Here is a 23,524-nt window from a genome sequence, read left to right as displayed (position 1 = left end):
CCCGTCAGCGTATTCGCTCCAGCGGAAGCCGCGCGCGCACTCTCCAACCGCCCGCGTGCGGACCGGTGTCCGCCTCCCCGCCGAGCAGCGCCGCCCGCTCCCGCATCCCGCGCAGCCCGCTGCCCCCGCCGGAGGTGACGACGGGCCGCTCCGGCAGCGGATTCGTCACCTCCAGGTGCAGACCGCCCGCGGCCACCTCCACCCGGACCCGCACCGGCACGGGACCGCAGTGGCGCAGCACGTTCGTCAGCGCCTCCTGAAGGATCCGGTATCCCTCGCGGGTGACAGGACCGGGCAACTTGTCCAAGGAACCGCTCAGTTGTGCGTCCACGGTGGAGCCGGAGGCACGGGCCGACTCCAGCAGCCGGCCGGCCTCCGCCAGCGTCGGCCGCTGTGACGGCGGCCGACCGGACTCGCGCAGCACCGCCAGCACGCGCTCCAGATCCTCCAGCGCGGCCCGCCCCGTCTCCTCGATGGCGCACAGCGCCCGGTCCGTGAAGGCGGGATCCCCGGCCGCCCGCGCCGCGCCGGCCTGCACCACGGCCACCGTCAGCGCGTGACCGATGGAATCGTGCAGCTCCCGCGCGATCCGGGTGCGCTCCAGCAGCTGCTCCGTACGCGCCTCCAGGGCGGTCAGCCGCTCCGCCGCGGACGGCCCCAGCAGACGCGTGGCGGCCGCGGTGACCAGCTCACCGAGGAGCACCACGACGACCATCAGCACCAGCAGCGGTACCGGGGCGAGCAGCGCGGCGGTCCAGCGGCCGGGCTCGAACGGCACCATCGGGTCGGGGTCGATCGGGTGCCCGGCGGCGATCGCGATCAGTTCCACCGAGACCGCCGGCAGCCACACGGTGGCCGGCACGGCGACCGCCGCGAAGACCATCCGCGTCTCCATCCACAGGACCGTCCGCCAGCGGTCGCCCCAGTGCGCCGACGCCTTGACGCCTATGGCTCCGTCGGCGGAGCCGCGGTCGTGCGGAGTGAGGAGGAACTGCGCCTGCAGCCCCTCGGCCAGCCGCACCCACGGCACCAGCCCGAAGGGCAGCACGACCAACAGAGGCCCCCACGGCCACCGGGGGAACACGAACATCCATATGGCCAGCAGGAGCATCGGCACGCAGAGGTGCAACCAGCGTGAATACGTCACTGGTCGGAGCGGGGCCCGCAGCAGTCGGTACATGTGCCCATCGTGGCAGCGCACCGCACACGGCCGTCTCCCCCACGTGGGGGAGACGGCACCCTCGCGCGGGGGAGGAGGAGGGCGGGGGCCGGCGGCGAGCCTTGAGCCATGAACAGCATCGAGTTCCGAGAGCTCACCAAGACGTACGGCGTCCACCGAGCGGTGGACGGCCTCACCTTCGACGTCCTGCCCGGCCGGGTCACCGGGTTCCTCGGGCCCAACGGCGCCGGGAAGTCCACGACCATGCGCCTGCTGCTGGGCCTCGACCGGCCCACCTCCGGCACGGCCCGCATCGGCGGCCGGCGCTACCTGGACCTCCAGGAGCCCCTGCGCCGGGTCGGCGCCCTGCTGGACGCACGGTCGGCACACGGCGGCCGCACCGCCCGCGACCACCTCCACGTCCTCGCCGCGGCGGGCGGCATCCCGGTGCGCCGGGTGGACGAGGTGCTGGAGCAGTCGGGGCTGGCCACCGTCGCCAGGAAACGCATCAAGTCCTTCTCGCTCGGCATGCGCCAGCGCCTCGGCATAGCGGCAGCCCTCCTGGGCGACCCGGGCGTGCTCCTGCTGGACGAACCGACCAACGGGCTCGACCCCGAGGGCATCATCTGGATCCGTGAGCTGATGCGCTCCCTGGCCGCCGAGGGGCGCACGGTCCTGGTCTCCAGCCACCTGATGTCGGAGACCTCGGCACTGGCCGACCACCTGGTCGTCCTCGGCAACGGCAGGCTGCTGGCCGACACCTCGATGGAGGAGTTCATCAATTCCCGCAGTACACCGCGGGTACGGCTGCGGACCTCCGACCCGGTCCGGCTCCGGGTCGCCCTCGCCCGCGAGGGATTCGAGCTGCAGAGCGCCGAGGGCGGGCGGTGGACCGTCGAGGACGTCCACGCGGAGCAACTCGGCGCCCTGGCCGCCCGCGAAGGCGTCCCTCTGCTGGAACTGGCCGACGAACGGGCCTCACTGGAGCAGGCCTACCTCGACCTCACCGCGGATCACGCGCGGTTCACCGCGACCCACTGAACATCCCGACCCCAGGAGGCACCCCCATGCGCACCGCTCTGCCCACCCCGTCCACCCTGCACTCGGAATGGATCAAGATACGGTCGCTCCGCGGCACCCTCGGGGCGCTGGCGGCCGTGCTCGCCGCCACAGCCGGCATCCAGGCCCTCACGGCCGCGGCCATCGGCCAGGCAGAGGCCGGAAGTCTGGGAGACGATCCCCTCACTGGGGCCTACTACGGTCTCAACTTCGGCCAGATAGCCGCCATGGTGTTCGGCGCCGGAGCCCTGTCGGCGGAGTTCCACAACGGCGCCCTGCGCACCTCGCTGGCCGCCGTGCCCCACCGCACCCGCTTCTACCTGTCGAAGATCGTCACGGTGGGCGCCCTGGCCCTGCTGGCAGGGCAGATCACCGGCCTGGTCACCTTCTTCGCGGGCCAGGCGTTCATGGGCCCCTACGCGCTGGAGTTCGGCGACCCGGGCACCTACCGGGCCGTCGTCGGCAGCGGGCTGTACCTGACGCTGATGGCGCTGTTCGCGGCAGGCCTGACCGCCGTGCTGCGCAGCGGAACGGTGGTACTGAGCCTGCTCATACCCTTCGTCCTGCTGGTGTCCTTCGTCGTCGGCGAGGCCGCGGGCGGTGCGGCTCAGTTCCTGCCGGACCGTGCGGGGCAGGTGGTTCTGCACACGCAGGCGGAGGGCGACCTCGGACCCTGGACCGGGCTCGGTGTCATGGCCCTGTGGGCGGCAGCGGCACTGTTCGGCGGGTGGGTCGCCCTGCGGCGCAGGGACGCGTGACGGCAGGCCAGATGTCAGTGGTCGTCGCGATACTGACGGCATGACCACCGCAGAGCACCTCGACACGATCGACCGGCTCCTGGCGAGGGAGTTCGCGGCGGAGCCGGTCCGGACCACCGCCGGCAGCGGCGGTCCGGGATTCCATCTGGTCCGGCTCTCGCGGACACCGGACCTCTGGGACGACGACGGTTCGGGCAGGGCGGAGGCGGCCGACCAGATCAGTGCCGAGTACGGGGCTCTCGTGCAGGCCGCGACCGACCGGTGGGGGGAGCCGCAGGTGTTCGCTGTGGGGACCGTGCTGGAGCGCGGCCTCGCGGGGGAGCAGGCGGCGCAGCCGTGGGCCGAGCTGAGCGAATGCACGGACCACGTCCACCTCTGGAGGGCGGGGGAGCGGTGGCTGGTGGTGTGCGTGACGCAGTGGGACGGGGAGGGCCCCTACTTCCTCACGGCGGCGGTCACGGTGGTCGACCCGCCCTGACGGGCGCCGGGCCCGCAGCCCCGCGCACCCGCTGCACCTGTGGCCCTCGGGTCTTCGGCCCTGGGCCCGCCGGGCCTCAGGCCTCGGGGGACTCCGCGGCCGTACGGAGGCGGGCGTACTCCTGGGCCATGGACTCGGCGGTCCAATGGGCGTTGAGGCCGCTGGGGTTGGGGAGCGTCCAGATCCGGGTGGGACCGATCGTCCGCTCCTGCGGGCCGATCCGGGCCTTCCGGTCGCCGAAGGCGGTCCGGTAGGCGGTCACGCCCACGACCGCGAGCCACTGCGGGCGCAGCAGCTCCACCTTGGCCGTCAGGATGCGGCCGCCCTCGCGGAACTCCTCGGCGCTCAGCTCGTCGGCGCGGGCCGTGGCCCGGGCCACGACGTTGGTGATGCCGAGACGGTAGGTCAGCAGCTCCTCCTGCTCGGAGGGGGCGAGGCGGCGGGGGGTGAAGCCGGAGAGGTGCAGGACGGGCCAGAAGCGGTTGCCGGGCCGGGCGAAGTGGTGGCCGGTCGCGGCGGAGAGGAGGCCGGGATTGATCCCGCAGAACAGCACACGCAGACCGCCCGCGACCACGTCCGGGAGGACGCGGTCACGGGCGGCGTTCAGCTCGTCGGGAGTCAGAGGATCGACCCCGGGGTGTAGCCGGCGGCCTCCGGGTGCTGCTTGGCGATCGCCTCGATCCGGGCGACCACCGCCGAGACCTGGTCGCCGGCCGCGCCGGTGAAGGACAGCTTGTCCGCCATCAGGGCGTCGAGCTGGGCCCGGTCCAGCGGCATCCGGTCGTCGGCGGCCAGCTTGTCCAGCAGCTCGTTGCGCTCGGCACCCTGCTCGCGCATGGCCAGGGCGGAGGCCACCGCGTGCTCCTTGATGACCTCGTGCGCCGCCTCGCGGCCCACGCCCGCCCGCACCGCGCCCATCAGGACCTTGGTGGTCGCGAGGAACGGCAGGTAGCGGTCCAGCTCACGGGCGACGACCGCCGGGAAGGCGCCGAACTCGTCGAGGACGGTCAGGAAGGTCTCCAGCAGACCGTCGAAGGCGAAGAAGGCGTCCGGCAGGGCCACGCGGCGGACCACGGAGCAGGAGACGTCGCCCTCGTTCCACTGGTCGCCGGCGAGCTCGCCGGTCATCGAGGCGTAGCCGCGCAGGATGACCATCAGGCCGTTCACACGCTCGCAGGAGCGGGTGTTCATCTTGTGGGGCATGGCCGAGGAGCCGACCTGGCCGGGCTTGAAGCCCTCGGTGACCAGCTCGTGGCCGGCCATCAGGCGGATCGTCTTGGCGATCGACGACGGGGCGGCGGCCAGCTGCACCAGAGCGGTGACCACGTCGTAGTCGAGGGAGCGGGGGTAGACCTGACCGACCGAGGTGAAGGCCTGGGCGAAGCCGAGGTGCGTGGCGATCCGCTGTTCCAGGTCGGCCAGCTTGGCGGCGTCGCCGCCCAGCAGGTCGAGCATGTCCTGCGCGGTGCCGACGGGGCCCTTGATGCCGCGCAGCGGGTAGCGCTCGAGGAGGTTCTCCAGGCGGTCGTAGGCCACCAGGAGCTCGTCGGCGGCGGTGGCGAAGCGCTTGCCCAGGGTGGTGGCCTGCGCGGCCACGTTGTGGGAGCGGCCGGCCATGACCAGCTCGGCGTGCTCGGCGGCCAGCTTGCCGAGACGGGCCAGGACGGCGACCGTGCGGTCGCGGGCCAGCTCCAGCGAGAGCCGGATCTGCAGCTGCTCGACGTTCTCGGTCAGGTCGCGGGAGGTCATGCCCTTGTGGACGTGCTCGTGGCCGGCGAGGGCGTTGAACTCCTCGATGCGGGCCTTCACGTCGTGCCGGGTGACCTTCTCGCGCTCGGAGATGGAGGCGAGGTCGACGTCCTCGAGGACGCGCTCGTAGTCGGCGAGGGCCTCGTCCGGGACGTCGATACCGAGGTCCTTCTGGGCGCGCAGCACGGCGAGCCACAGCCGCCGCTCCAGCGTCACCTTGTACTCGGGGGACCACAGGACGGCGAGCTCCGCAGAGGCGTAGCGGCCGGCCAGGACATTGGGGATGCGGGGCTTGGCAGTCACGTGGAGGAATTCTACTTGGGCCGCGGCTGTGCGTTTACGCAGGTCGGACCCCCGCTTCCGGTTGTGTGTTGCTACGAGAGCGGCCCGTCCCCGTACGGCGACAGCTCCGGACGCTTCGCCGGGCGGCCGTCGCCCGAGGAGCGGCCCGTCAGACGGCGGCCGATCCAGGGCAGCAGGTGCTGCCGGGCGAAGCTCAGGTCCTGGGCCCGGCGCACGGTCCAGCCCGCGGGCGCGGCGGCCGGCAGCTCGGTGCGCCAGTCCTGCTCCGGGGGCATGCCCAGGGCCTGCCACACCGCCTCCGCCACCCGCCGGTGGCCCTCGGCCGTCAGGTGCAGCCGGTCGACGTCCCACATCCGGGGGTCCGCGAGCGCCGGGGCCCCGTACAGGTCCACGACCACGGCCCCTTGCCGGGCGGCGAGCTCGTCGATGGTGGTGAAGAGCTGCTCCATGCGCGGCCGGAAGCGTTCCATCACCGGTCCGTTGCGTCCGGGGGAGCGCATCAGGACGAGCTTCTTGCAGGAGGGGGCGAGGAGCTCCACCGACTCCTCCAGGTGGTCACGGACCCGGCCCATGTCCACCTTGGGGCGCAGGGCGTCGTTGAGCCCGCCCACCAGGGTCACCACGTCGGCGCGCATCGCGGCGGCCACGGGGACCTGGTCCTGGGCGATCTGCGCGATCAGCTTGCCGCGGACGGCGAGGTTCGCGTAGGCGAAACCGGGCCGGCGCGCCGCCAGGCGCGCGGCCAGCAGGTCGGCCCAGCCCCGGTAGGAGCCGTCGGGCAGCAGGTCGGACATCCCCTCGGTGAAGGAGTCGCCGACCGCGACGAAACTGGTGTATGGCGCATTCATTTCCATGGCGAAGTGATGTTACCGCGTGGTACCCCGGCCCCGCAGGGCCGGGGACCGCACGTTGCTACGCCGACGCGGGCCTGCCGAACAGCTCCCGCAGCACGTCCTCCATCGTCACCAGGCCCGTCATGGAGCCCTCCCCGCCCAGCACCGCCGCCAGGTGGGTGCGGCTGCGCCGCATCGCGGTGAGCACGTCGTCCAGCGGCGTCTCCGCCCGCACCTGCGCGATGGGCCGCAGCTCCGACACCGGGAACGGCACGTCCCGCGCCTCCCCGTCCGCGTCCAGGGCGTCCTTGACGTGCAGGTACCCGAGGATCCGGCGCTGGGCGTCCACCACCGGGAAGCGGGAGTAGCCGCTCCGGGCCGACAGTCGCTCCAGGCCCGCCGGAGTGATGCCCTCCTGCGCCGAGATCACCCGGTCCACCGGGAGGACCACGTCGGTCACGGGCCGCCGACCCAGCTCCAGGGCGTCGTGCAGACGCTCGCTCGCCCGGTCGTCCAGGAGCCCCGCGTCACTGGAGTCCTTCACCATCTGCGCCAGCTCGTCGTCCGAGAACGTCGCCGAGACCTCGTCCTTCGTCTCCACCCGCAGCAGCTTCAGCAGCGTGTTGGCGAAGGCGTTGATCGCGAAGATCACCGGCCGCAGCGCACGGGTCAGCGTCACCAGCGGCGGACCCAGCAGCAGGGCCGTGCGGACCGGCTCGGACAGCGCCACGTTCTTCGGCAGCATCTCGCCGAAGAGCATGTGCAGATAGGTCGCCAGGGTCAGCGCCACCACGAACGAGATCGCGTGCGTCAGCCCCGACGGCACCCCGACGAGGTCGAACAGCGGCGTCAGCAGGTGCGCGATGGCCGGCTCCGCCACCACACCCAGCACCAGGGTGCACAGGGTGATGCCGAGTTGGGCCGCCGCCATCAGTGCCGACACGTGCTCCAGGCCCCACAGGACGGCGCGGGCCCGCCTGTCGCCCTGCTCGGCGTACGGCTCGATCTGGCTGCGCCGGACGGAGATCAGCGCGAACTCCGCACCGACGAAGAAGGCGTTCACGACGAGCGTCGCCAGGCCGATCAGCAGCTGGACCGCGGTCGTCATCGGGTCTCCTCCGTACCTTCGGCGCCTTCGGCCGGTGTCTCGGGCGCGTGCAGGAGCACGCGCGAGGCCCGGCGTCCGACGGCGTCCACCACGTCGAGGCGCCAGCCGTCCATCTCCATGCTGTCGCCGACCACCGGGATCCGGCCCAGTTCGGTCGCTATCAGGCCGGCCAGGGTCTCGTACGGCCCGTCCGGCACCCGCAGGCCGACCCGTCGCAGCTGGTCGGTGCGGGCCGCGCCGTCGGCGGAGTAGAGCAGGCGGCCGGAGGCGTCCGTACCGGCCGGGGCCAGGTCCGGGGTCTCGTGCGGGTCGTGCTCGTCGCGCACCTCGCCGACGACCTCCTCGACGATGTCCTCCAGCGTGGCCACTCCGGCCGTGCCGCCGTACTCGTCGATCACCACGGCCATGGTCTGCTTCCCGGAGAGCCGGTCCAGCAGCCGGTCCACCGTCAGCGACTCCGGTACGAAGAGGGGTTCGCGCAGCAGCTGCGCGACGGGACGGCGGCGGCGCTCCTCGGCCGGCAGCGCCAGCACGTCCTTGATGTGGACGGTGCCTACCACCGTGTCGAGACTGCCGCGGTAGACGGGGAAGCGGGACAGACCCGTGGCCATCGTCGCGTTCGCCACGTCCTCGGCGGTGGTCTGCACGTCCAGGGCGGTGACCTGGACCCGCGGGGTCATGACGTTCTCCGCGGTCAGGTCGGCCAGGTTCAGGGTCCGGACGAACAGCTCGGCCGTGTCCTTCTCCAGCGCGCCCTCCTTCGCTGAGTGCCGGGCCAGGGCGACCAGCTCCTGCGGGGTGCGCGCGGAGGCCAGCTCCTCGGTCGGCTCCATCCCGAACCGGCGCACCAGGTGGTTCGCGGTGGTGTTGAGATGGCTGATCAGCGGCTTGAACGCCCGGCTGAACACCCGCTGGAGGGTCGCGACGCGCTTGGCGATGGCCAGCGGCGAGGAGATCGCCCAGTTCTTCGGGACCAGCTCGCCGACCACCATCAGCACCACGGTCGACACGGCGGTGCCGAGGACCAGGGCGGTGGAGGCCGCGGCACCCTCCGAGAGCCCCATGGCCTCGAAGGGGCCCTGGAGCAGGGCGGAGATCGAAGGCTTGGAGATCATGCCGATGACCAGGCCGGTCACGGTGATCCCCAGCTGGGCCCCGGAGAGCTGGAAGGTCAGCGTCCGGACGGCGGCCAGGGCGCTCTCGGCCCCGCGCTCGCCGCGCTGGGCCGCCCGTTCGAGTTCGCTGCGCTCGACGGTCGTCAGCGAGAACTCCGCCGCGACGAAGACCCCGCAGGCCACGCAGAGCAGCAGTGCCACGAGGAGCAGGAGGACTTCCGTCATCGGTCGATCACCTCCGTCCCATGATCGGCCAGGAGGAGGGGGACCGCGCGGCGTCGTGCGGCGCCGTGTCGTGGAGGTCGGGTGCGACGGGTACCGGGAGGCTCGCCCATGGGCGGACGCTCACACCTTTCACTGGGAGGGACCCTCGCCGGACGGAGAGCGGAGGGATGATGGGATCCGGTCATGAGCGATCTTCACATAGGCCCCGCCTCCGCCGCAGACCTCAGCGCCGTACTGGATTTCTGGAAGTCCGCCGCCGAGGGGACGAGTATCAGCGACGATCCGGCGGGGGTCGAGCGGCTCCTCGCACGGGACCCGCAGGCTCTGCTGCTCGCGCGCCGCGGCGGCGAGCTCGTCGGGACCGTCATCGCGGGATTCGACGGCTGGCGCTGCCACCTCTACCGGCTCGCCGTGCACCCGGGATTCCGGCGGCAGGGGATCGCGAGCGCGCTGCTGGCGGCGGCCGAGGAGCGGTTCGCCGCGCTGGGCGGGCGGACGCGATGGTGCTCGACCGCAACGAGGACGCGCACGGGGCGTGGACCGCGGCCGGGTACGGGCCGCAGCCCGAGTGGACACGCTGGGTCAAGCCGCTCGGCTAGGTCCGGACAGGCCTGGCTCCGCCCCCGCCGCCCCGGAGCGCCGGGCGCCGCCGGGCCGGGACCTCGGCCGCGGCCCGCGCCCCCGTACGTCAGCGGGCCCGGCCGGCTCCGACCCGGCCAGTGCGGCCCCGTCAGATCAGGGCCGTGCCGAACACCGGCGGTGCCCAGTCGGCCAGGAAGGACTCCTCGGACCAGGTGCCCGACAGCGAAGGGTCCAGCCAGGAGGGGGCCTCGGCGCGGAAGCGTTCCGCGGCGAGGCCGCCCGCCCCCGCCGGGACCGCGCCCAGGAGCGGCAGCCCCGACGAACGGGTGAGGTCCGCGAGGTTGCAGCGGGCGGCCAGGTCCGGATCGGCCGGCCAGCTGCCGATCACCACGCCCAGCGCCCCGAGGCCCCGGGCCCGCAGGGCCTCCGCCGTGAGGGTGGTGGAGTTGAGGGTGCCCAGGCCGGCCTGGGCGACGACCAGGGTGGGGGCGTCCAGCAGCCGGGCCGCGTCGGCCAGGGTGTGGCCCGCCTCGTCGAAGCGCACGAGCAGCCCGCCCGCACCCTCCACCAGGACCAGGTCGTGGTCGAGGGACAGCCTCCGCGCGGCCTCCGCGATCTCCTCCGGGGCGAGCGTCGGCAGCCCGGAGCGCCGGGCCGCGGTGTCCGGGGCCAGCGGCTCCGGGTAGCGGGCCAGTTCCGTCGCCGTGACGGACGGCCCGGCGAGCCGCACGGCCTCGGCGGCGTCCCCCGGTTCGCCCGCGCCGACCCCGGTCTGCGCGGGCTTGAGCACGGCCACCGAGCGGCCGGCCACCACCGCGGCGGCGGCCACGGCGGACGTGACCACGGTCTTGCCGATCTCCGTGCCCGTCCCGGACACGATCACTACGGACATCTCAGCCTTCCTGTGCCGCCGCGCACACGGCGCGGCAGATGCGCGTCACGTCCTCGGCGCCCGTCACGAACGGCGGCATGACGTAGATCAGGTCCCGGAAGGGCCGCAGCCACACGCCCTCGCGCACCGCGGCGCGGGTGGCGGCCGCCACGTCGACCTCGTGGTCCAGCTGGACCACGCCGATGGCGCCGAGGACGCGTACGTCGCGCACGCCCGGGATCGCGGCCGCCTCCGCCAGGCCGTCGCGCAGGCCGGCCTCGATCCGCTTGACCTCGCCCGCCCAGTCCTGGCCGAGCAGCAGGTCCACGGAGGCCAGGGCCACGGCGGTGGCGAGGGGGTTGCCCATGAACGTCGGCCCGTGGGCCAGCACGGGCACCTCGCCCTGCGAGATCCCGTCGGCCACCCGCTCGGTGCACAGGGTCGCCGCCAGCGTGAGGTAGCCCCCGGTCAGGGACTTGCCCAGGCACATCACGTCCGGGGTGATGCCCGCGTGGTCCGCGGCGAAGAGGGCGCCGGTCCGGCCGAAGCCGGTGGCGATCTCGTCGAGGATCAGCAGCACCCCGTACTCGTCGCACAGCTCGCGCAGCACCCGCAGGTGGCCGGGGTGGTGGAAGCGCATGCCGCCCGCGCCCTGCACCACCGGCTCCACGATGACGGCCGCGAGCTCGTCCGCGTGCGCGGCGATCATGGTGCGGAGGTGCTCGGCGTACGCGGGGTCCACCGGGGTGTCGAAGTCGCCGGGCGGGGCGTCCGCGAAGACCTGCCGCGGCAGGTGCCCCTGCCACAGCTCGTGCATGCCGCCCTCGGGGTCGCAGACGGCCATGGGCTGCCAGGTGTCCCCGTGGTAGCCGCCGCGCCAGGTCAGCAGGCGGGTCTTGCCGACCCGCCCCACCGAACGCCAGTACTGCAGGCACATCTTGACCGCGACCTCGACGGACACCGAGCCCGAGTCGGCGAGGAAGACGTGCTCCAGCCCCGCGGGTGTGATCTCCACGAGCCGTGCGGCGAGCCGGACGGCGGGCTCGTGGGTGAGCCCGCCGAACATGACGTGCGACATCCGGCCCAGCTGGGCCGTCGCGGCCTCGTTGAGCACCGGGTGGTTGTAGCCGTGGATCGCCGACCACCAGGAGGACATGCCGTCGACCAGTTCCTCGTGGCCGTGGCCCTGGGCGGGGTCGGCGAGCCGCAGCCGCACCCCCGAGGCGGAGGCGACGAGCAGCGGCTCCTGGCGTCCGGGCATCGGCCCGTACGGGTGCCAGACGTGCTGCCGGTCCAGGGCGAGGAGTTCCGCCGCGGCCGGCAGCGGGTCGGGCAGGTCAGGCATTGGGGGCGATGTCCGTCCCCGCGCCACGGCGGCGTACCGCCACCAGGTCGGACCGGACCTCGCCGGGCTCGGCCTGGACCGGAGCCGGCGCCGCCGCGGCGTGCGCGTGCCCGGAGCAGCCGCCGCACGCCGAGCCGCAGCCCGCGGCCGCCTCGTCGGAGGCCCCGGCGCCCGAACCGCAGAGCGAGGCTCCGCCGTTGGAGCCGCAGCCGCCCGCGGTCGCGGCGGCCGCGACCGCCGCCGCGTCGGCGCGGTGGGCGGGCAGGGTCGTCGTGCCGGCGCCCTCCACCTCGAAACCGGCGTCCGCGATCATGTCGAGGTCGACCTGCCCGGCCTGACCCTCACTGGTGAGGTAGTCGCCGAGGAAGATCGAGTTCACGATGTGCAGGGCGAGCGGCTGCATCGAGCGCAGGTGGACCTCGCGGCCGCCCGCGAGGCGGACCTCGACGTCGGGGCACACGAAGCGGACCATCGCGAGGATGCGCAGGCAGCGCTGCGGGGTGAGGTTCCACTCCTTGGCGAGCGGGGTGCCCTCGAAGGGGATGAGGAAGTTGACCGGCACCGAGTCCGAGTCCAGTTCGCGCAGCGAGTAGACGACGTCGACCAGGTCCTCGTCGCTCTCGCCCATGCCCGCGATCAGACCGGAGCAGGCGGACATGCCGGCCGCGTGCGCCTTCTGGACGGTGTCGACGCGGTCCGCGTAGGTGTGCGTCTTGGTGATCTGGCCGTACGTGGCCTCGGAGGTGTTGAGGTTGTGGTTGTAGGCGTCGGCGCCGGCGTCGCGCAGCTTCTCCGCCTGGCCGTCCGAGAGCAGGCCGAGGCAGGCGCACACCTCGATGCCCTCGTTCTCCTCCTTGATGGCCTCGATCGTCCGGCCGACGCGCTCCACGTCGCGGTCCGTCGGGCCGCGGCCGCTCGCCACCAGGCAGACCCGCTTCGCGCCGCCCGCGACGCCCGCCGCGGCGGCGGCCGAGGCCTCCTCGGGCTTCAGCCACGTGTACTTGAGGATCTCCGCCTTCGAGCCCAGGCGCTGGGAACAGTAGGAGCAGTCCTCCGGGCACAGGCCCGACTTCAGGTTGACCAGGTAGTTCAGCTTGACCCGACGCCCGAACCACTGGCGGCGCACCTTGCCGGCGGCGGCCACCACGTCGAGCAGTTCGTCGTCGGAAGTCGCCAGTACGGCGAGGGCTTCTTCGCGGGTCGGCAGCTCGCGCCGCAGCCCCTTGTCCACCAGGGTGTTCAGCAGGTCCATGTCCCTGATCCTGGACCACTCGACCGCTCCCGGCCAAGGAGAGATCGGACAACATGGCCGGATGGGTGTGTGTGTATCACCACACCTGGCGCAGCACCCGCGGCGGCTAGGGTCGGGCAGGTCTGTGGACTGCCGACAAAACACGAGGACACGCCGATGCCCCAGCACCCCCCCGCCCCCGCGGACGTCTTCGCCTGGATCGACGACGCGGAGCGCGTGCGGAAGGAGGCCGGGCTGGTCCGCACGCTGCGCCCCCGGCCGGCGGTCTCGGAGCTGCTGGACCTCGCCGGCAACGACTACCTCGGCCTGACCCGGCACCCCGAGACGGTTCGCGGGGCGCAGGAGGCGGCCGGGCGCTGGGGCGCCGGGGCCACCGGCTCCCGCCTGGTCACGGGTACCACGGAACTGCACGCGGAGCTGGAGCGGGAGCTCGCCGACTTCTGCGGCTTCGAGGCGGCGCTCGTCCTGTCCTCGGGCTACGCGGCCAACCTCGCCGCCGTCACCGCGCTGGGCGGCCCGGGCGCGCTGGTGGTCTCCGACGCCGGCAACCACGCCTCGATCGTGGACGGCTGCCGGCTCGCCCGCGCCGAGACCGCCGTCGTCCCGCACGCCGACCCGGAGGCCGCCCGCAAGGCGCTGGCCGGGCACGGGGGCAGCGCGCTGCTGGTGACCGACTCGGTGTTCTCCGTGGACGGGGACGCCGCGCCGCTCGCGGGGTACGCCGCCGCCTGCCGGGACGAGGGCGCGGCGCTGCTCGTCGACGACGCGCACGGGCTGGGCGTCCTGGGCGAGGGAGGACGGGGCGCGCTGCACGCCGCCGGGCTCGCGGGAGCCCCGTACGTGGTGGCGACGCTGACCCTGTCGAAGTCCCTGGGCAGCCAGGGCGGGGCGGTGCTCGGTCCGGCCAAGGTGATCCGGCACCTGGTCAACGCGGCGCGCACCTTCATCTTCGACACGGGTCTCGCCCCGGCGGCCGCGGGCGCCGCCCTGGCGAGCCTGCGCCTGCTGCGGCGGGAACCGGAGCGGGCCGGCCGGGCCCGCGAGGTGGCCGCCCGGCTGTACGAGCGGCTCACCGCGTCCGGCCTGACCGCGGCCCGGCCGGACGCGGCCGTGGTGTCGGTGCGTGCCCCGTCGGCGTCGGCGGCGCTGGGCTGGGCCGCCGACTGCCGCGAGGCGGGTCTGTCCGTGGGGTGCTTCCGTCCGCCGTCGGTGCCGGACGGCATCTCCCGGCTGCGGCTGACCGCCCGGGCCGATCTCACGGGGGAGGAGATCGATCGTGCGGTGGAGGTGATCCTCGCGACCGCCCCTGCCGGTGCCACGGACCGGTAGCGGGGGCTACCCCTTCCGCCCGTGCGCGTCCTCCCGGACCGAGCCGAGGAAGCCGCTCCAGGCGGGCCCGGTGAAGAGCACGGCCGGGCCGTCCGTCCGCTTGGAGTCGCGGACGGCCAGCAGGCCGTCGCCGAGGACGGCCGCCTCCACGCAGTTGTTCATGCCGGTGCTGCGGCTGCTCCGCCGCCACCGTGCCGCTCTGATCAGAAGTCCGCTGGTCGATAAGGGGGTTGCGGACACGGGAGTGCCTCCTTCACGCGTCGTCAGCGAGGGTGCCGATGAGCTCGCAGGAGTCCTGGGGCGGGAGGGCGTGCGCCTGGATGGTGCGGAACGCGGCGCCGTACGCCTCGAGGTCTTCCTTCCGCTCCAGATAGAGGCTACTCGTCAGATGGTCGAGTACCACCACATCCAGATCGGCAATGTTCGTAAATGAGAAAATGACGAACGGTCCGGTGAGGCCGAGATGCCCGCCCACGCTGAACGGCAATACCTGGAGCCGTACTTGGGGCAGTCCGGCCACCCGTACCAGGTGCCGCAGCTGCTCCGCCATCACGCCGGGCCCGCCGATCTGCCGGCGCAGCACCGCCTCGTCCAGTACGGCGCTCAGCTCCAGCGGCGGATCGGCCCGCAGTACGGCCTGCCGCGCCAGCCGTACGTCGACCAGCGCGTCGACCTTCGGCTCGGGGAGGCCGCCCAGCGCGGCCCGGGTCACCGCCCGCGCGTACTCCGGGGTCTGCAACAGTCCGGGAACCACGGACAGTTCCACCGTGCGCGCCGAACGGGCGCCTGCCTCCAGGCTGATGAAGTCGCGGTACTCCTGCGGGAGCAGGCCGCGGTAGTCGTGCCACCACTGGCGTCCTCGTGCGGTGCCGTCGCCGGTCCCGGGGCCGGACGCCGAGGCCGACAGGGCCTCCAGCAGGGCGCGTTGTTCGGGGCTGACGACGTCCCCGTACGCGTCGAGGAGCAGCCGGATGTCCTCCGGTTTCACGCCACTGCGGCCCGTCTCGATACGGCTGATCTTCGACTGGTGCCATCCCACGATCCGGGCGGCCTCACCACTGGTGAGCCCCGATCGGTCGCGCAGGGCACGCAGTTCCTCGCCGAGCTTGCGCCGGCGCACCGCGGGACCGTGCTGCACACCCGCCTCCTTCCACCGGCACAGGTCGCACCAGTCTGCATTCCGAATACGTTCTTCCGTAGCAGAGTTCACCGCAACGAGCGACAGATATATGCATATCTTGAGGAAACGGCTGAAGTGGTGGAACCGCGGGTGGCACTCTGGCGTCCAGCACAGATCCGGGGCCTCGCCGCCCCGGTGGGAAAGGGCGTTGCCATGGCAGACCACCAGGAAGCATCCGTCACTCTGCCGAGCGATCCCGCCTCGGTCGCCACCGCCCGGCGCTTCGTCGCGGACGTGCTGAGCGCATGGGGGCTGCCGGACGAGGGCGCCGGTGCGGACACCGGGGACAGCGTCCGGCTGATCGTCTCGGAGCTCGCCACCAACGCCGTGCAGCACACCTTCGGCCAGTCGCCCACCTTCACCGTCGACATCCGCCTGGAACGGGACGAATGGCTGCGCGTCGGCGTCACCGACAGCCACCCGCGGTGGCCCCGGCGGCTGCCCGCCGCCGTGCAGCAGGACAACGGCCGGGGCATGGTGATCATCCGCTGGCTCGCCGCCGAGGCCGGTGGCCGGCTCTCCGTCGTCCCGACCGACGAGGGCGGCAAGACGGTGTGGATCGCGCTGCCCTGGACCGCGGGAGCGAGGGCGGCGCCCGCCGGCGGCTGCTGACGCGGGACCGTATACGGAACCGGGGCGGGCGCGCCCGCGGGCCGGACCGGGTCGCTTTTCGAAACCTGGGTTAACCCCGTGGAAAAGAGCGGCCCTTAACGTGGCGGTCGGGTCCGATCGCCAACGATCAGCCATGAACCGGTAAAGCGGCGGTGGTCGGAACGGAAAGCCTTCCCCCGCGTTGGGCAAGAGAAGCTTGGCTCGGATATGCGCAGGTCAGCAGAGTGTTGAAGGCCGTTAGGGTCTCCCCGGCGCGAAGTCGATCTTGTCCCGGAAACTTGGTGATTGATGTGCAACTGACACCGCACGAGCAGGAGAGACTGCTCATCCACGTGGCCGCCGACGTGGCGGAGAAGCGGAGGGCCCGCGGCCTCCTCCTCAACCACCCGGAGGCGATCGCGCTCATCACGTCGCACATCCTCGAAGGCGCGCGCGACGGCCGGACGGTGGCCGAGCTGATGGCCTCCGGGCGCACCGTCCTCGGCCGCGCCGACGTCATGCAGGGCATACCCGAGATGATCCACGACGTCCAGGTCGAGGCGACCTTCCCCGACGGCACCAAGCTCGTCACCGTCCACGACCCCATCGTCTGACGAGGAGTACCTCCGCATGATCCCCGGCGAGATCGCCCACGGGGACGGCCCGGTGCTCCTCAACGAGGGACGCCCCGTCACCCGCCTCACCGTGCTCAACGCCGCCGACCGCCCCGTGCAGGTCGGCTCCCACTACCACTTCGCCGAAGCCAACCCGGGCCTGGAGTTCGACCGCTCCGCCGCCCGCGGCCTCCGGCTCCACATCGCCGCCGGCACCGCCGTCCGCTTCGAGCCCGGCATCCCCGTCGCGGTGGAGCTCGTCCCGCTCGCCGGCCTGCGCACCGTCCCCGGGCTGCGCGGGGAGACCGGGGGGCCGCTCGATGGCTGAGCTCTCCCGCCGGGCGTACGCCGACCTCTTCGGCCCGACCACCGGCGACCGGATCCGGCTCGCCGACACCGACCTCTTCGTCGAGATCGAGGAGGACCGCGCCGGCGGCCCCGGCCGAGCCGGTGACGAAGCCGTCTTCGGCGGGGGCAAGGTGATCCGCGAGTCCATGGGGCAGGCCCGGACCACCCGCGCCGAGGGCGCCCCGGACACCGTCATCACCGGAGTCGTCGTCCTCGACCACTGGGGCATCGTCAAGGCCGACGTCGGCATCCGCGACGGCCGGATCTGCGGCATCGGCAAGGCCGGCAACCCCGACACCATGGACGGGGTCGACCCCGCCCTGGTCATCGGCCCCGAGACCGAGATCATCGCCGGCAACGGCAAGATCGTCACCGCCGGGGCCATCGACGCCCACGTGCACTTCATCTCCCCGACCGTCGTCGACGAGGCCCTCGCCTCCGGCATCACCACCCTGGTCGGCGGCGGCACCGGCCCGGCGGAGGGCACCAAGGCCACCACCGTCACCCCCGGACCCTGGCACCTCGCCCGGATGTTCGCGGCGCTGGAGGCCCACCCCGTCAACATCGGCCTGCTCGGCAAGGGCAACACCACCTCGCGCGAGGCCATGCACTCCCAGCTGCGCGGCGGGGCCCTCGGATTCAAGATCCACGAGGACTGGGGTTCCACCCCGGCCGTCATCGACGCCTGCCTCGGCGTCTGCGAGGAGACCGGCGCCCAGGTCGCCATCCACACCGACACCCTCAACGAGGCCGGGTTCGTCGCCGACACCCTCGCGGCCATCGCCGGGCGGACCATCCACTCGTACCACACCGAAGGCGCCGGGGGCGGGCACGCGCCCGACATCATCACCGTGGTCTCCGAGCCCAACGTCCTGCCCAGCTCCACCAACCCCACCCGGCCGCACACCGTCAACACCGTCGAGGAGCACCTCGACATGCTGATGGTCTGCCACCACCTCAACCCGGCCGTGCCCGAGGACCTCGCCTTCGCCGAGTCCCGCATCCGGCCCTCGACCATCGCCGCCGAGGACGTCCTGCACGACCTCGGCGCCATCTCCATCATCTCCTCCGACTCCCAGGCCATGGGGCGCGTCGGCGAGGTGATCCTGCGCACCTGGCAGACCGCCCACGTCATGAAGAGGCGGCGCGGCTTCCTCCCCGGCGACGGACCCGCCGACAACCACCGCGCCCGCCGCTACGTCGCCAAGTACACGATCAACCCCGCCATCGCCCAGGGACTGGCCCGCGAGGTCGGCTCCGTCGAGACGGGCAAGCTCGCCGACCTGGTCCTGTGGCAGCCCGCCTTCTTCGGGGTCAAGCCCGAACTCGTCATCAAGGGGGGCCAGATCGCCTACGCGCAGATGGGTGACGCCAACGCCTCCATCCCCACCCCGCAGCCGGTCCTGCCCCGGCCCATGTTCGGCAGCCACGGCCGGGCCCCCGCGCTGAACTCGCTGAACTTCACCGCCCAGGCCGCCCTCGACGACGGACTGCCCGAACGCCTCGGCCTCGGCAAGGGATTCGCCGCCATCGAGAGCACCCGGAAGGTGACCAAGGCCGACATGCGCAACAACGACGCCATGCCACGGGTCGAGGTCGACGCCGACACCTTCACCGTCACCATCGACGGCGAGGCCATCGAACCGGCACCCGCCGCAGAACTGCCCATGGCCCAGCGCTACTTCCTGTTCTGAGGGGCCGGACCACATGAGCCTCGCCGCACTGCTCGTCCTCGCCGACGGACGCTTCCCCGCCGGGGGACACGCCCACTCCGGCGGGGCCGAGGCCGCCTGCAGGGCGGGCCGGATCCACGACGCCGCCAGCCTGGAGGACTTCTGCCGGGGCCGGCTGCACACGGCCGGACTGACCGCCGCCGCCCTCGCCGGCGCGGCGGCCCTCGGCCTGGACCCGGCCGAACTGGACGCGGCCGCCGACGCCCGCACCCCGTCGCCCGCCCTGCGCACCGCGGCCCGCCGACTCGGCCGGCAACTGCTGCGCGCCGCCCGCGCCACCTGGCCCGACCCCGCCCTGGAGGAGCTGGCCGCCGCGTTCCCGCGCGGCGCCCACCAGCCCGTGGTGCTCGGCGTCACCGCGCGGGCGGCCGGGCTCGGGCCGCTCGACGCCGCGCACGTGGCGGCGTACGAGAGCATCGGGGGCCCGGCCACCGCGACGGTCCGGCTCCTCGGCCTCGACCCCTTCGAGGCGAGCGGGGTCCTCGCCCGCCTCGCCCCGGCCCTGGACGCCGTCGCCGGCCGCGCCGCCGACGCCGCACACCGGGCCCTCCTGGAAGGCGTCGGCTCACTGCCCGCGGCCTCCTCGCCCCTGCTGGACATCACGGCCGAGGCCCATGCCGCCTGGCCGGTACGCCTCTTCGCCTCCTGACCCCGTCCCCGCGACCACGGAGCCCCCATGCACCTCGACCACGCCGTCGCCCACCCGCACCGCCACACCCACAGCGCCGAGCCGCTCCGCCCCGACGGCACCCGGCGCGCCCTGCGCATCGGACTCGGCGGACCCGTCGGCTCCGGCAAGACCGCCACCGTCGCCGCCCTGTGCCGGGCCCTGCGCACCGAACTGTCCATGGCGGTGGTCACCAACGACATCTACACCCGCGAGGACGCCGAGTTCCTCCTGCGCGAGGCCGTGCTGCCCCCCGAGCGGATCACGGCCGTCGAGACCGGAGCCTGCCCGCACACCGCTATCCGCGACGACATCTCCGCCAACCTGGAGGCCGTGGAGGAGCTGGAGGACGCCTTCCGGGAGCACGCCCCGCTCGACCTGATCCTCGTCGAGTCCGGCGGGGACAACCTCACCGCCACCTTCTCCCGCGGGCTGGCCGACGCGCAGATCTTCGTCATCGACGTGGCCGGCGGCGACGACATCCCCCGCAAGGGCGGGCCCGGCGTCACCACCGCCGACCTCCTCGTCGTCAACAAGACCGACCTCGCCCCCCACGTCGGCTCCGACCTCGGCCGGATGGCCCGGGACGCAGCCGAACAGCGCGGGGGACTGCCCGTCGCCTTCCAGTCGCTGCGCGGTCCCGAGGGCGTGGCGCCCGTCGCGGCCTGGGTGCGCGAGCGGATCACCGCCTGGACCGCGGTGTGACCTCCGCACCCCCGGCGGCCGTACCCGTCGCCCCCGCCCCGCTCCCGGCGGCGGGCGTGCGGGCCACCGCCCGCATCCACGCCACCGCCGACGGCCGGGGCGGAACCGCCCTGCCGGTCCTGGCCGGGGAAGGCCCCCTCGCCCTGCGCCGCACCCGGGGGGAGGCGGGAGAGGCCGCGGTGGTGCTGGTCGGCGCCATGACCGCTCCGCTCGGCGGGGACCACCTCACCGTACGGGCCGCCGCGGGGCCCGGCGCCCGGCTGTCCCTGGGCTCGGCGGCGGCCACCCTCGCCCTGCCCGGGCGCGGCGGGGCGCCCGCCCGGTACGACGTCGAACTCGCCCTGGACGAAGGGGCGTCCGTACGGTGGCTGCCCGAGCCGCTGGTCTCCGTCCGCGGCAGCGACCTGAGCGTGCGCACCCGGATCCGACTGGCCCCCACGGCCCGCCTGGTGCTGCGCGAGGAGCAGGTGCTCGGACGCGCGGGGGAGGCGCCGGGCCTGCTGCGCAGCCGCCTCACCGTCACCCGGGACGGCCGCCCGCTGCTGGACCAGGAACTGGCCTGCGGGCCCGGCGCCCCCGGCGGCTGGGACGGCCCGGCGGTGCTCGCCGGCCACCGGGCACTCGGCCAGCTCCTGGTCGTGGACCCGGACTTCGCGGCGCAGCCGCCCCCGGCGGCCGTGCTGGGGGAGTTCGCCGTCGCCGCGCCACTGGCGGGGCCGGCCGTCCTCGTCACGGCGCTGGCTCCGGACGCGCTCCTGCTGCGCGAGCGGCTCGACGAGGCCCTGCGCGCCTACTGCCCCTGAACGGGGGCGAATCGGGCACCGCTCAGCGGTACACGGTTCTCCGGTTATCGGGTTGGCAAAGAAGTCCACACCGCTCTGTCGCGGGGAGCGGACCAGGCGAAAGGATCCCCCTGCACGCCGACGACCGAAGCGGCCAACCCGGCTGCCCACGGCTGCACCTGACGCAGGGGGAACAACCACGTGATACGCAACGCGACGCTGGGGAGCGCCGCCACACTGATCACCGGCGCGCTGGCAGCGGGTCTGCTGCTGGCCCCGTCGGCCAACGCCGCCCCGTCCGCCGGCTCCGACGCGAACCTCAGACTCCCGGTGGAGCTGGGCGTGCAGATCGCCGCCAACCGTGCGGCCCGCACCGGGATCGACTGGAAGGACTGCCCCGCGGACTGGGGTCTGGAGAAGCCCATCCAGTGCGGCTGGGTGAAGGTCCCGCTCGACTACGCGAAGCCGTACGGCAAGACCATCGACATCGCCGTCGACCGGATCGGCAACACGGGCACCCCGCAGGAGCGCCAGGGCGCCCTGCTCTACAACCCCGGCGGCCCCGGCGGTTCCGGCATGCGCTTCCCGCGCCGGGTCACCACCAAGAGCCCGCTGTGGGTGAACACCTCCAAGGCCTACGACTTCGTCGGCTTCGACCCGCGCGGCGTCGGCCACTCCGCGCCCATCTCCTGCATCGACCCGCAGGAGTTCGTCAAGGCCCCGAAGGCCGACCCGGTCCCGGACTCCGAGGCCGACAAGCGCGCCCAGCGCAAGCTCGCAGCCGAGTACGCGGACGGCTGCAAGGAGCGCAGCGGCGAGATGCTGCCGCACATGACCACGCCGAACAGCGCGCGGGACATGGACGTCATCCGGGCCGCCCTCGGCGAGCGGAAGCTGAACTTCCTCGGCGTGTCCTACGGCACCTACCTCGGTGGGGTCTACGCGACCCTCTTCCCGACCCACGTGCGCCGCATGGTCGTCGACAGCGTGGTCGACCCCTCCCAGGACAACATCTGGTACGAGGCCAACCTCGGACAGGACGTCGCGTTCCAGATGCGCTGGAACGACTGGCAGGACTGGGTCGCCAAGAACGACGCCTCGTTCCACCTCGGCGACACCCGCGCCAAGGTCGAGGCGAAGTGGCAGGCGCTGCGCGCCAAGGCCAAGGCGAACCCGCTCGGCGGGGTCGTCGGACCGGCCGAGCTCATCGGCTTCTTCCAGGGCGCCCCGTACTACGACTCCTCGTGGGTGCCGGTCGCCAAGACCTGGGCCGCCTACGAGGCCGGTGACGAGCAGGCGCTCGTCGACGCCATCGCCCCGGACATGTCGGACACGGCCGGCAACGCGGCGTCGGAGAACGGCAACGCCGTCTACACGGCCGTCGAGTGCGCCGACGCGAAGTGGCCCACCAGCTGGACCAAGTGGGACCGGGACAACACCGCGCTGCACCAGAAGTACCCGTTCCTGACCTGGTCGAACGCGTGGATGAACCTGCCCTGCGCGACCTGGAAGTCCAAGCAGAGCACCCCGATCCAGGTCGGGGCCAAGCGCGGCCTGCCGCCCGTCCTGATCGTGCAGTCGGAGCGCGACGCGGCCACCCCGTACAAGGGCGCCGTCGAGCTGCACCGCCGCCTCGCCGGCTCCCGTCTGATCACCGAGCAGAACGCCGGCTCGCACGGGGTCACCAGCCTGGTGAACGCCTGCATCAACACCCGGGTCGACACCTACCTGCTGACGGGCAAGGTCGACGCCAAGGACGTGACGTGCGCCCCGCACGCCACCCCCGTCGCCCCGGCCCCGGCCGCGGCCCGCCCGCAGGCCGCCGCCGCACCGGCCGCGGAGCTGCCCGCCCGCGAGGAGCTCCCCGCCGTCCGCTAGCGGACCGCCCGCGACACCCTACCCCGGCTCGTCCGGGGAACCGCCCGTCCCCGCGCACCGGTCGCGGGGGCGGGCGGCCCCGTGTCCGGGGCTCCGGAAGGGGGCTCAGCGCGGTCCGCGCCGGGTCCTCTTCCGCTCGGCCTCCTCCTCGGCCTTGACCTCGGCCGCGTACCGGTCGACGTACTCCTGGCCCGACAGGCCGAGGATCGCGTACATGATCTCGTCGGTGACGGCCCGCAGCACGGCCCGCTCGCCCTCCATCCCGGCGTAGCGGGAGAAGTCCAGCGGGGCGCCGAAGCGGATGGTGACCCGGCGGATCTTCGGGATCCTCTTCCCCGGGGGCTGGATCTCGAAGGTGCCGACCATCGCGCACGGCACGACCGGGACCCCGGCGCCCAGGGCCATCGCGGCCACGCCCACCTTGCCCTTGTAGAGCCGCCCGTCGTGCGAGCGGGTCCCCTCCGGGTAGATGCCCAGCAGCTCGCCCTTGGCGAGGACGCCGAGCCCCTCCCGCAGGGCCGCCTGCCCGGCGTCCTTGCCGGAGCGGTCCACGGGGATCTGCCCGGCGCTGCGGAAGAAGAAGGCGGTGAGCCGCCCCTTCACCCCGGGGCCGGTGAAGTACTCGGCCTTCGCGAGGAAGGTGATGCGCCGGGCCAGGATGGCGGGCATCAGGAAGTGGTCGGAGAACGACAGGTGGTTGCCCGCGACGATCGCGGCCCCCTCCGCCGGGACGTTCTCCAGGCCCTCGATCCGCGGCCGGAAGAGCAGCCGCAGCAGCGGTCCCAGGAACACGTGCTTGAGCAAGAGGTAGAACACCGGGCCGCTCCTGTCGTCATCCCGTCGTCACCGCCAGTTTACGG

The 23,524-nt window shown here is 73.3% G+C and carries 24 protein-coding genes and 1 pseudogene; 13 read left to right on the top strand and 12 right to left on the bottom strand.

Annotation, left to right across the window (positions count from 1 at the left end; translation table 11 throughout):
* Positions 1–4 precede the first annotated feature (4 nt).
* Positions 5–1,180: a sensor histidine kinase gene (locus ACPU2J_RS05625; RefSeq protein WP_420081478.1), complete on the bottom strand. Its 1,176-nt coding sequence runs from the start codon at positions 1,178–1,180 to the stop codon at positions 5–7.
* A 108-nt stretch (positions 1,181–1,288) separates the two neighbouring features.
* On the opposite strand from ACPU2J_RS05625, the gene ACPU2J_RS05620 reads away from it, so the two are divergent.
* The 3 genes from ACPU2J_RS05620 to ACPU2J_RS05610 are packed head-to-tail and all read left to right on the top strand — an operon-like array spanning position 1,289 to position 3,454.
* Entirely contained in the window at positions 1,289–2,200 is a 912-nt protein-coding gene (locus tag ACPU2J_RS05620; RefSeq protein ID WP_423832886.1) for an ABC transporter ATP-binding protein, read from the top strand.
* Between the two features lie 26 nt (positions 2,201–2,226).
* Positions 2,227–2,976 carry an ABC transporter permease gene (locus ACPU2J_RS05615; protein ID WP_420081480.1) on the top strand — a complete coding sequence of 250 codons (750 nt, stop codon included), beginning with the start codon at positions 2,227–2,229 and terminating at the stop codon, positions 2,974–2,976.
* Positions 2,977–3,016: 40 nt separating this feature from the next.
* On the top strand, positions 3,017–3,454 hold the full coding sequence (locus ACPU2J_RS05610) for a hypothetical protein (protein ID WP_420081481.1): 438 nt from the start codon (positions 3,017–3,019) through the stop codon (positions 3,452–3,454).
* A 76-nt stretch (positions 3,455–3,530) separates the two neighbouring features.
* Here ACPU2J_RS05610 and mug read toward each other — a convergent pair whose 3' ends face one another.
* From mug to ACPU2J_RS05585, 5 genes are all read right to left on the bottom strand, one after another.
* The gene (mug, locus tag ACPU2J_RS05605) at positions 3,531–4,076 is read right to left on the bottom strand and encodes a G/U mismatch-specific DNA glycosylase (RefSeq protein ID WP_420082495.1); all 546 of its coding nucleotides are present in this window, start codon (positions 4,074–4,076) and stop codon (positions 3,531–3,533) included.
* Complete coding sequence (gene purB, locus ACPU2J_RS05600) at positions 4,073–5,506, bottom strand: adenylosuccinate lyase (RefSeq protein ID WP_420081482.1); 1,434 nt, start codon at positions 5,504–5,506, stop codon at positions 4,073–4,075. Before purB ends, mug begins: the two co-directional genes overlap by 4 nt.
* Before the next feature lie 71 nt (positions 5,507–5,577).
* Entirely contained in the window at positions 5,578–6,360 is a 783-nt protein-coding gene (locus ACPU2J_RS05595) for an SGNH/GDSL hydrolase family protein (protein WP_420081483.1), read from the bottom strand.
* Positions 6,361–6,418: 58 nt separating this feature from the next.
* On the bottom strand, positions 6,419–7,447 hold the full coding sequence (locus tag ACPU2J_RS05590) for a hemolysin family protein (RefSeq protein WP_365138618.1): 1,029 nt from the start codon (positions 7,445–7,447) through the stop codon (positions 6,419–6,421).
* Complete coding sequence (locus tag ACPU2J_RS05585; protein WP_361594087.1) at positions 7,444–8,787, bottom strand: hemolysin family protein; 1,344 nt, start codon at positions 8,785–8,787, stop codon at positions 7,444–7,446. The genes ACPU2J_RS05590 and ACPU2J_RS05585 overlap by 4 nt, the downstream gene beginning before the upstream one ends.
* A gap of 183 nt (positions 8,788–8,970) precedes the next feature.
* On the opposite strand from ACPU2J_RS05585, the pseudogene ACPU2J_RS05580 reads away from it, so the two are divergent.
* Positions 8,971–9,386: pseudogene (locus ACPU2J_RS05580) on the top strand (GNAT family N-acetyltransferase).
* 131 nt (positions 9,387–9,517) lie between these two features.
* On the opposite strand, the gene bioD reads toward ACPU2J_RS05580, so the two are convergent.
* The 3 genes from bioD to bioB are packed head-to-tail and all read right to left on the bottom strand — an operon-like array spanning position 9,518 to position 12,837.
* Positions 9,518–10,261, bottom strand: coding sequence for a dethiobiotin synthase (gene bioD / locus ACPU2J_RS05575; protein WP_423832884.1), 744 nt, complete (start codon positions 10,259–10,261; stop codon positions 9,518–9,520).
* 1 nt (position 10,262) lies between these two features.
* A complete protein-coding gene (locus ACPU2J_RS05570) occupies positions 10,263–11,585 on the bottom strand; it encodes an adenosylmethionine--8-amino-7-oxononanoate transaminase (RefSeq protein ID WP_423832883.1) in 1,323 nt (440 codons plus the stop codon).
* Complete coding sequence (gene bioB / locus ACPU2J_RS05565; protein ID WP_403632056.1) at positions 11,578–12,837, bottom strand: biotin synthase BioB; 1,260 nt, start codon at positions 12,835–12,837, stop codon at positions 11,578–11,580. The genes ACPU2J_RS05570 and bioB overlap by 8 nt, the downstream gene beginning before the upstream one ends.
* Before the next feature lie 156 nt (positions 12,838–12,993).
* Between bioB and ACPU2J_RS05560 the strand changes: the two genes are divergently transcribed.
* Positions 12,994–14,166 carry an 8-amino-7-oxononanoate synthase gene (locus ACPU2J_RS05560; RefSeq protein WP_361594097.1) on the top strand — a complete coding sequence of 391 codons (1,173 nt, stop codon included), beginning with the start codon at positions 12,994–12,996 and terminating at the stop codon, positions 14,164–14,166.
* Between the two features lie 6 nt (positions 14,167–14,172).
* Here ACPU2J_RS05560 and ACPU2J_RS05555 read toward each other — a convergent pair whose 3' ends face one another.
* Positions 14,173–14,406, bottom strand: coding sequence for a DUF397 domain-containing protein (locus tag ACPU2J_RS05555; RefSeq protein ID WP_423832882.1), 234 nt, complete (start codon positions 14,404–14,406; stop codon positions 14,173–14,175).
* 13 nt (positions 14,407–14,419) lie between these two features.
* Complete coding sequence (locus ACPU2J_RS05550; protein WP_361594101.1) at positions 14,420–15,304, bottom strand: helix-turn-helix domain-containing protein; 885 nt, start codon at positions 15,302–15,304, stop codon at positions 14,420–14,422.
* A gap of 195 nt (positions 15,305–15,499) precedes the next feature.
* Here ACPU2J_RS05550 and ACPU2J_RS05545 point away from each other — a divergent pair, with 195 nt between their 5' ends.
* From ACPU2J_RS05545 to ACPU2J_RS05510, 8 genes are all read left to right on the top strand, one after another.
* Positions 15,500–15,958, top strand: a complete 459-nt coding sequence (locus ACPU2J_RS05545; protein ID WP_420081489.1) for an ATP-binding protein — start codon at positions 15,500–15,502, stop codon at positions 15,956–15,958.
* A 290-nt stretch (positions 15,959–16,248) separates the two neighbouring features.
* A complete protein-coding gene (locus tag ACPU2J_RS05540) occupies positions 16,249–16,551 on the top strand; it encodes an urease subunit gamma (RefSeq protein WP_361594105.1) in 303 nt (100 codons plus the stop codon).
* A gap of 16 nt (positions 16,552–16,567) precedes the next feature.
* Positions 16,568–16,879 (top strand): urease subunit beta, encoded by a 312-nt coding sequence (locus tag ACPU2J_RS05535; protein ID WP_365080793.1) that lies wholly within the window; start codon positions 16,568–16,570, stop codon positions 16,877–16,879.
* Positions 16,872–18,593 carry an urease subunit alpha gene (locus ACPU2J_RS05530; RefSeq protein WP_420081490.1) on the top strand — a complete coding sequence of 574 codons (1,722 nt, stop codon included), beginning with the start codon at positions 16,872–16,874 and terminating at the stop codon, positions 18,591–18,593. Before ACPU2J_RS05535 ends, ACPU2J_RS05530 begins: the two co-directional genes overlap by 8 nt.
* A 13-nt stretch (positions 18,594–18,606) precedes the next feature.
* On the top strand, positions 18,607–19,281 hold the full coding sequence (locus ACPU2J_RS05525) for an urease accessory protein UreF (protein WP_423832881.1): 675 nt from the start codon (positions 18,607–18,609) through the stop codon (positions 19,279–19,281).
* Positions 19,282–19,308: 27 nt separating this feature from the next.
* Positions 19,309–20,004 (top strand): urease accessory protein UreG, encoded by a 696-nt coding sequence (gene ureG / locus ACPU2J_RS05520; RefSeq protein WP_365080787.1) that lies wholly within the window; start codon positions 19,309–19,311, stop codon positions 20,002–20,004.
* A complete protein-coding gene (locus ACPU2J_RS05515; protein ID WP_423832880.1) occupies positions 20,001–20,807 on the top strand; it encodes an urease accessory protein UreD in 807 nt (268 codons plus the stop codon). The genes ureG and ACPU2J_RS05515 overlap by 4 nt, the downstream gene beginning before the upstream one ends.
* Positions 20,808–20,987: 180 nt before the next feature.
* Positions 20,988–22,664 carry an alpha/beta hydrolase gene (locus ACPU2J_RS05510; RefSeq protein WP_423832879.1) on the top strand — a complete coding sequence of 559 codons (1,677 nt, stop codon included), beginning with the start codon at positions 20,988–20,990 and terminating at the stop codon, positions 22,662–22,664.
* Between the two features lie 105 nt (positions 22,665–22,769).
* Here ACPU2J_RS05510 and ACPU2J_RS05505 read toward each other — a convergent pair whose 3' ends face one another.
* Positions 22,770–23,480, bottom strand: coding sequence for a lysophospholipid acyltransferase family protein (locus ACPU2J_RS05505; RefSeq protein ID WP_420081493.1), 711 nt, complete (start codon positions 23,478–23,480; stop codon positions 22,770–22,772).
* Positions 23,481–23,524 lie beyond the last annotated feature (44 nt).

The organism is Streptomyces manipurensis (genome assembly GCF_049570255.1).
Lineage (GTDB): Bacteria > Actinomycetota > Actinomycetes > Streptomycetales > Streptomycetaceae > Streptomyces > Streptomyces manipurensis.
Note: the sequence above shows the minus strand (reverse complement) of the source record. Positions and strands in the feature narration are given on the sequence as shown.

Bases quoted from the DNA above. Each gene is read 5' to 3' on its own strand.
- ACPU2J_RS05620 (WP_423832886.1), top strand. From the start codon at position 1,289: ATGAACAGCATCGAGTTCCGAGAGCTCACCAAGACGTACGGCGTCCAC.
- ACPU2J_RS05525 (WP_423832881.1), top strand. From the start codon at position 18,607: ATGAGCCTCGCCGCACTGCTCGTCCTCGCCGACGGACGCTTCCCCGCC.
- ACPU2J_RS05535 (WP_365080793.1), top strand. From the start codon at position 16,568: ATGATCCCCGGCGAGATCGCCCACGGGGACGGCCCGGTGCTCCTCAAC.
- ACPU2J_RS05530 (WP_420081490.1), top strand. From the start codon at position 16,872: ATGGCTGAGCTCTCCCGCCGGGCGTACGCCGACCTCTTCGGCCCGACC.
- ureG (WP_365080787.1), top strand. From the start codon at position 19,309: ATGCACCTCGACCACGCCGTCGCCCACCCGCACCGCCACACCCACAGC.
- ACPU2J_RS05570 (WP_423832883.1), bottom strand. From the start codon at position 11,585: ATGCCTGACCTGCCCGACCCGCTGCCGGCCGCGGCGGAACTCCTCGCC.
- ACPU2J_RS05595 (WP_420081483.1), bottom strand. From the start codon at position 6,360: ATGGAAATGAATGCGCCATACACCAGTTTCGTCGCGGTCGGCGACTCC.
- ACPU2J_RS05615 (WP_420081480.1), top strand. From the start codon at position 2,227: ATGCGCACCGCTCTGCCCACCCCGTCCACCCTGCACTCGGAATGGATC.
- ACPU2J_RS05585 (WP_361594087.1), bottom strand. From the start codon at position 8,787: ATGACGGAAGTCCTCCTGCTCCTCGTGGCACTGCTGCTCTGCGTGGCC.
- ACPU2J_RS05545 (WP_420081489.1), top strand. From the start codon at position 15,500: ATGGCAGACCACCAGGAAGCATCCGTCACTCTGCCGAGCGATCCCGCC.
- bioB (WP_403632056.1), bottom strand. From the start codon at position 12,837: ATGGACCTGCTGAACACCCTGGTGGACAAGGGGCTGCGGCGCGAGCTG.
- ACPU2J_RS05560 (WP_361594097.1), top strand. From the start codon at position 12,994: ATGCCCCAGCACCCCCCCGCCCCCGCGGACGTCTTCGCCTGGATCGAC.
- bioD (WP_423832884.1), bottom strand. From the start codon at position 10,261: ATGTCCGTAGTGATCGTGTCCGGGACGGGCACGGAGATCGGCAAGACC.
- ACPU2J_RS05590 (WP_365138618.1), bottom strand. From the start codon at position 7,447: ATGACGACCGCGGTCCAGCTGCTGATCGGCCTGGCGACGCTCGTCGTG.
- ACPU2J_RS05625 (WP_420081478.1), bottom strand. From the start codon at position 1,180: ATGTACCGACTGCTGCGGGCCCCGCTCCGACCAGTGACGTATTCACGC.
- ACPU2J_RS05610 (WP_420081481.1), top strand. From the start codon at position 3,017: ATGACCACCGCAGAGCACCTCGACACGATCGACCGGCTCCTGGCGAGG.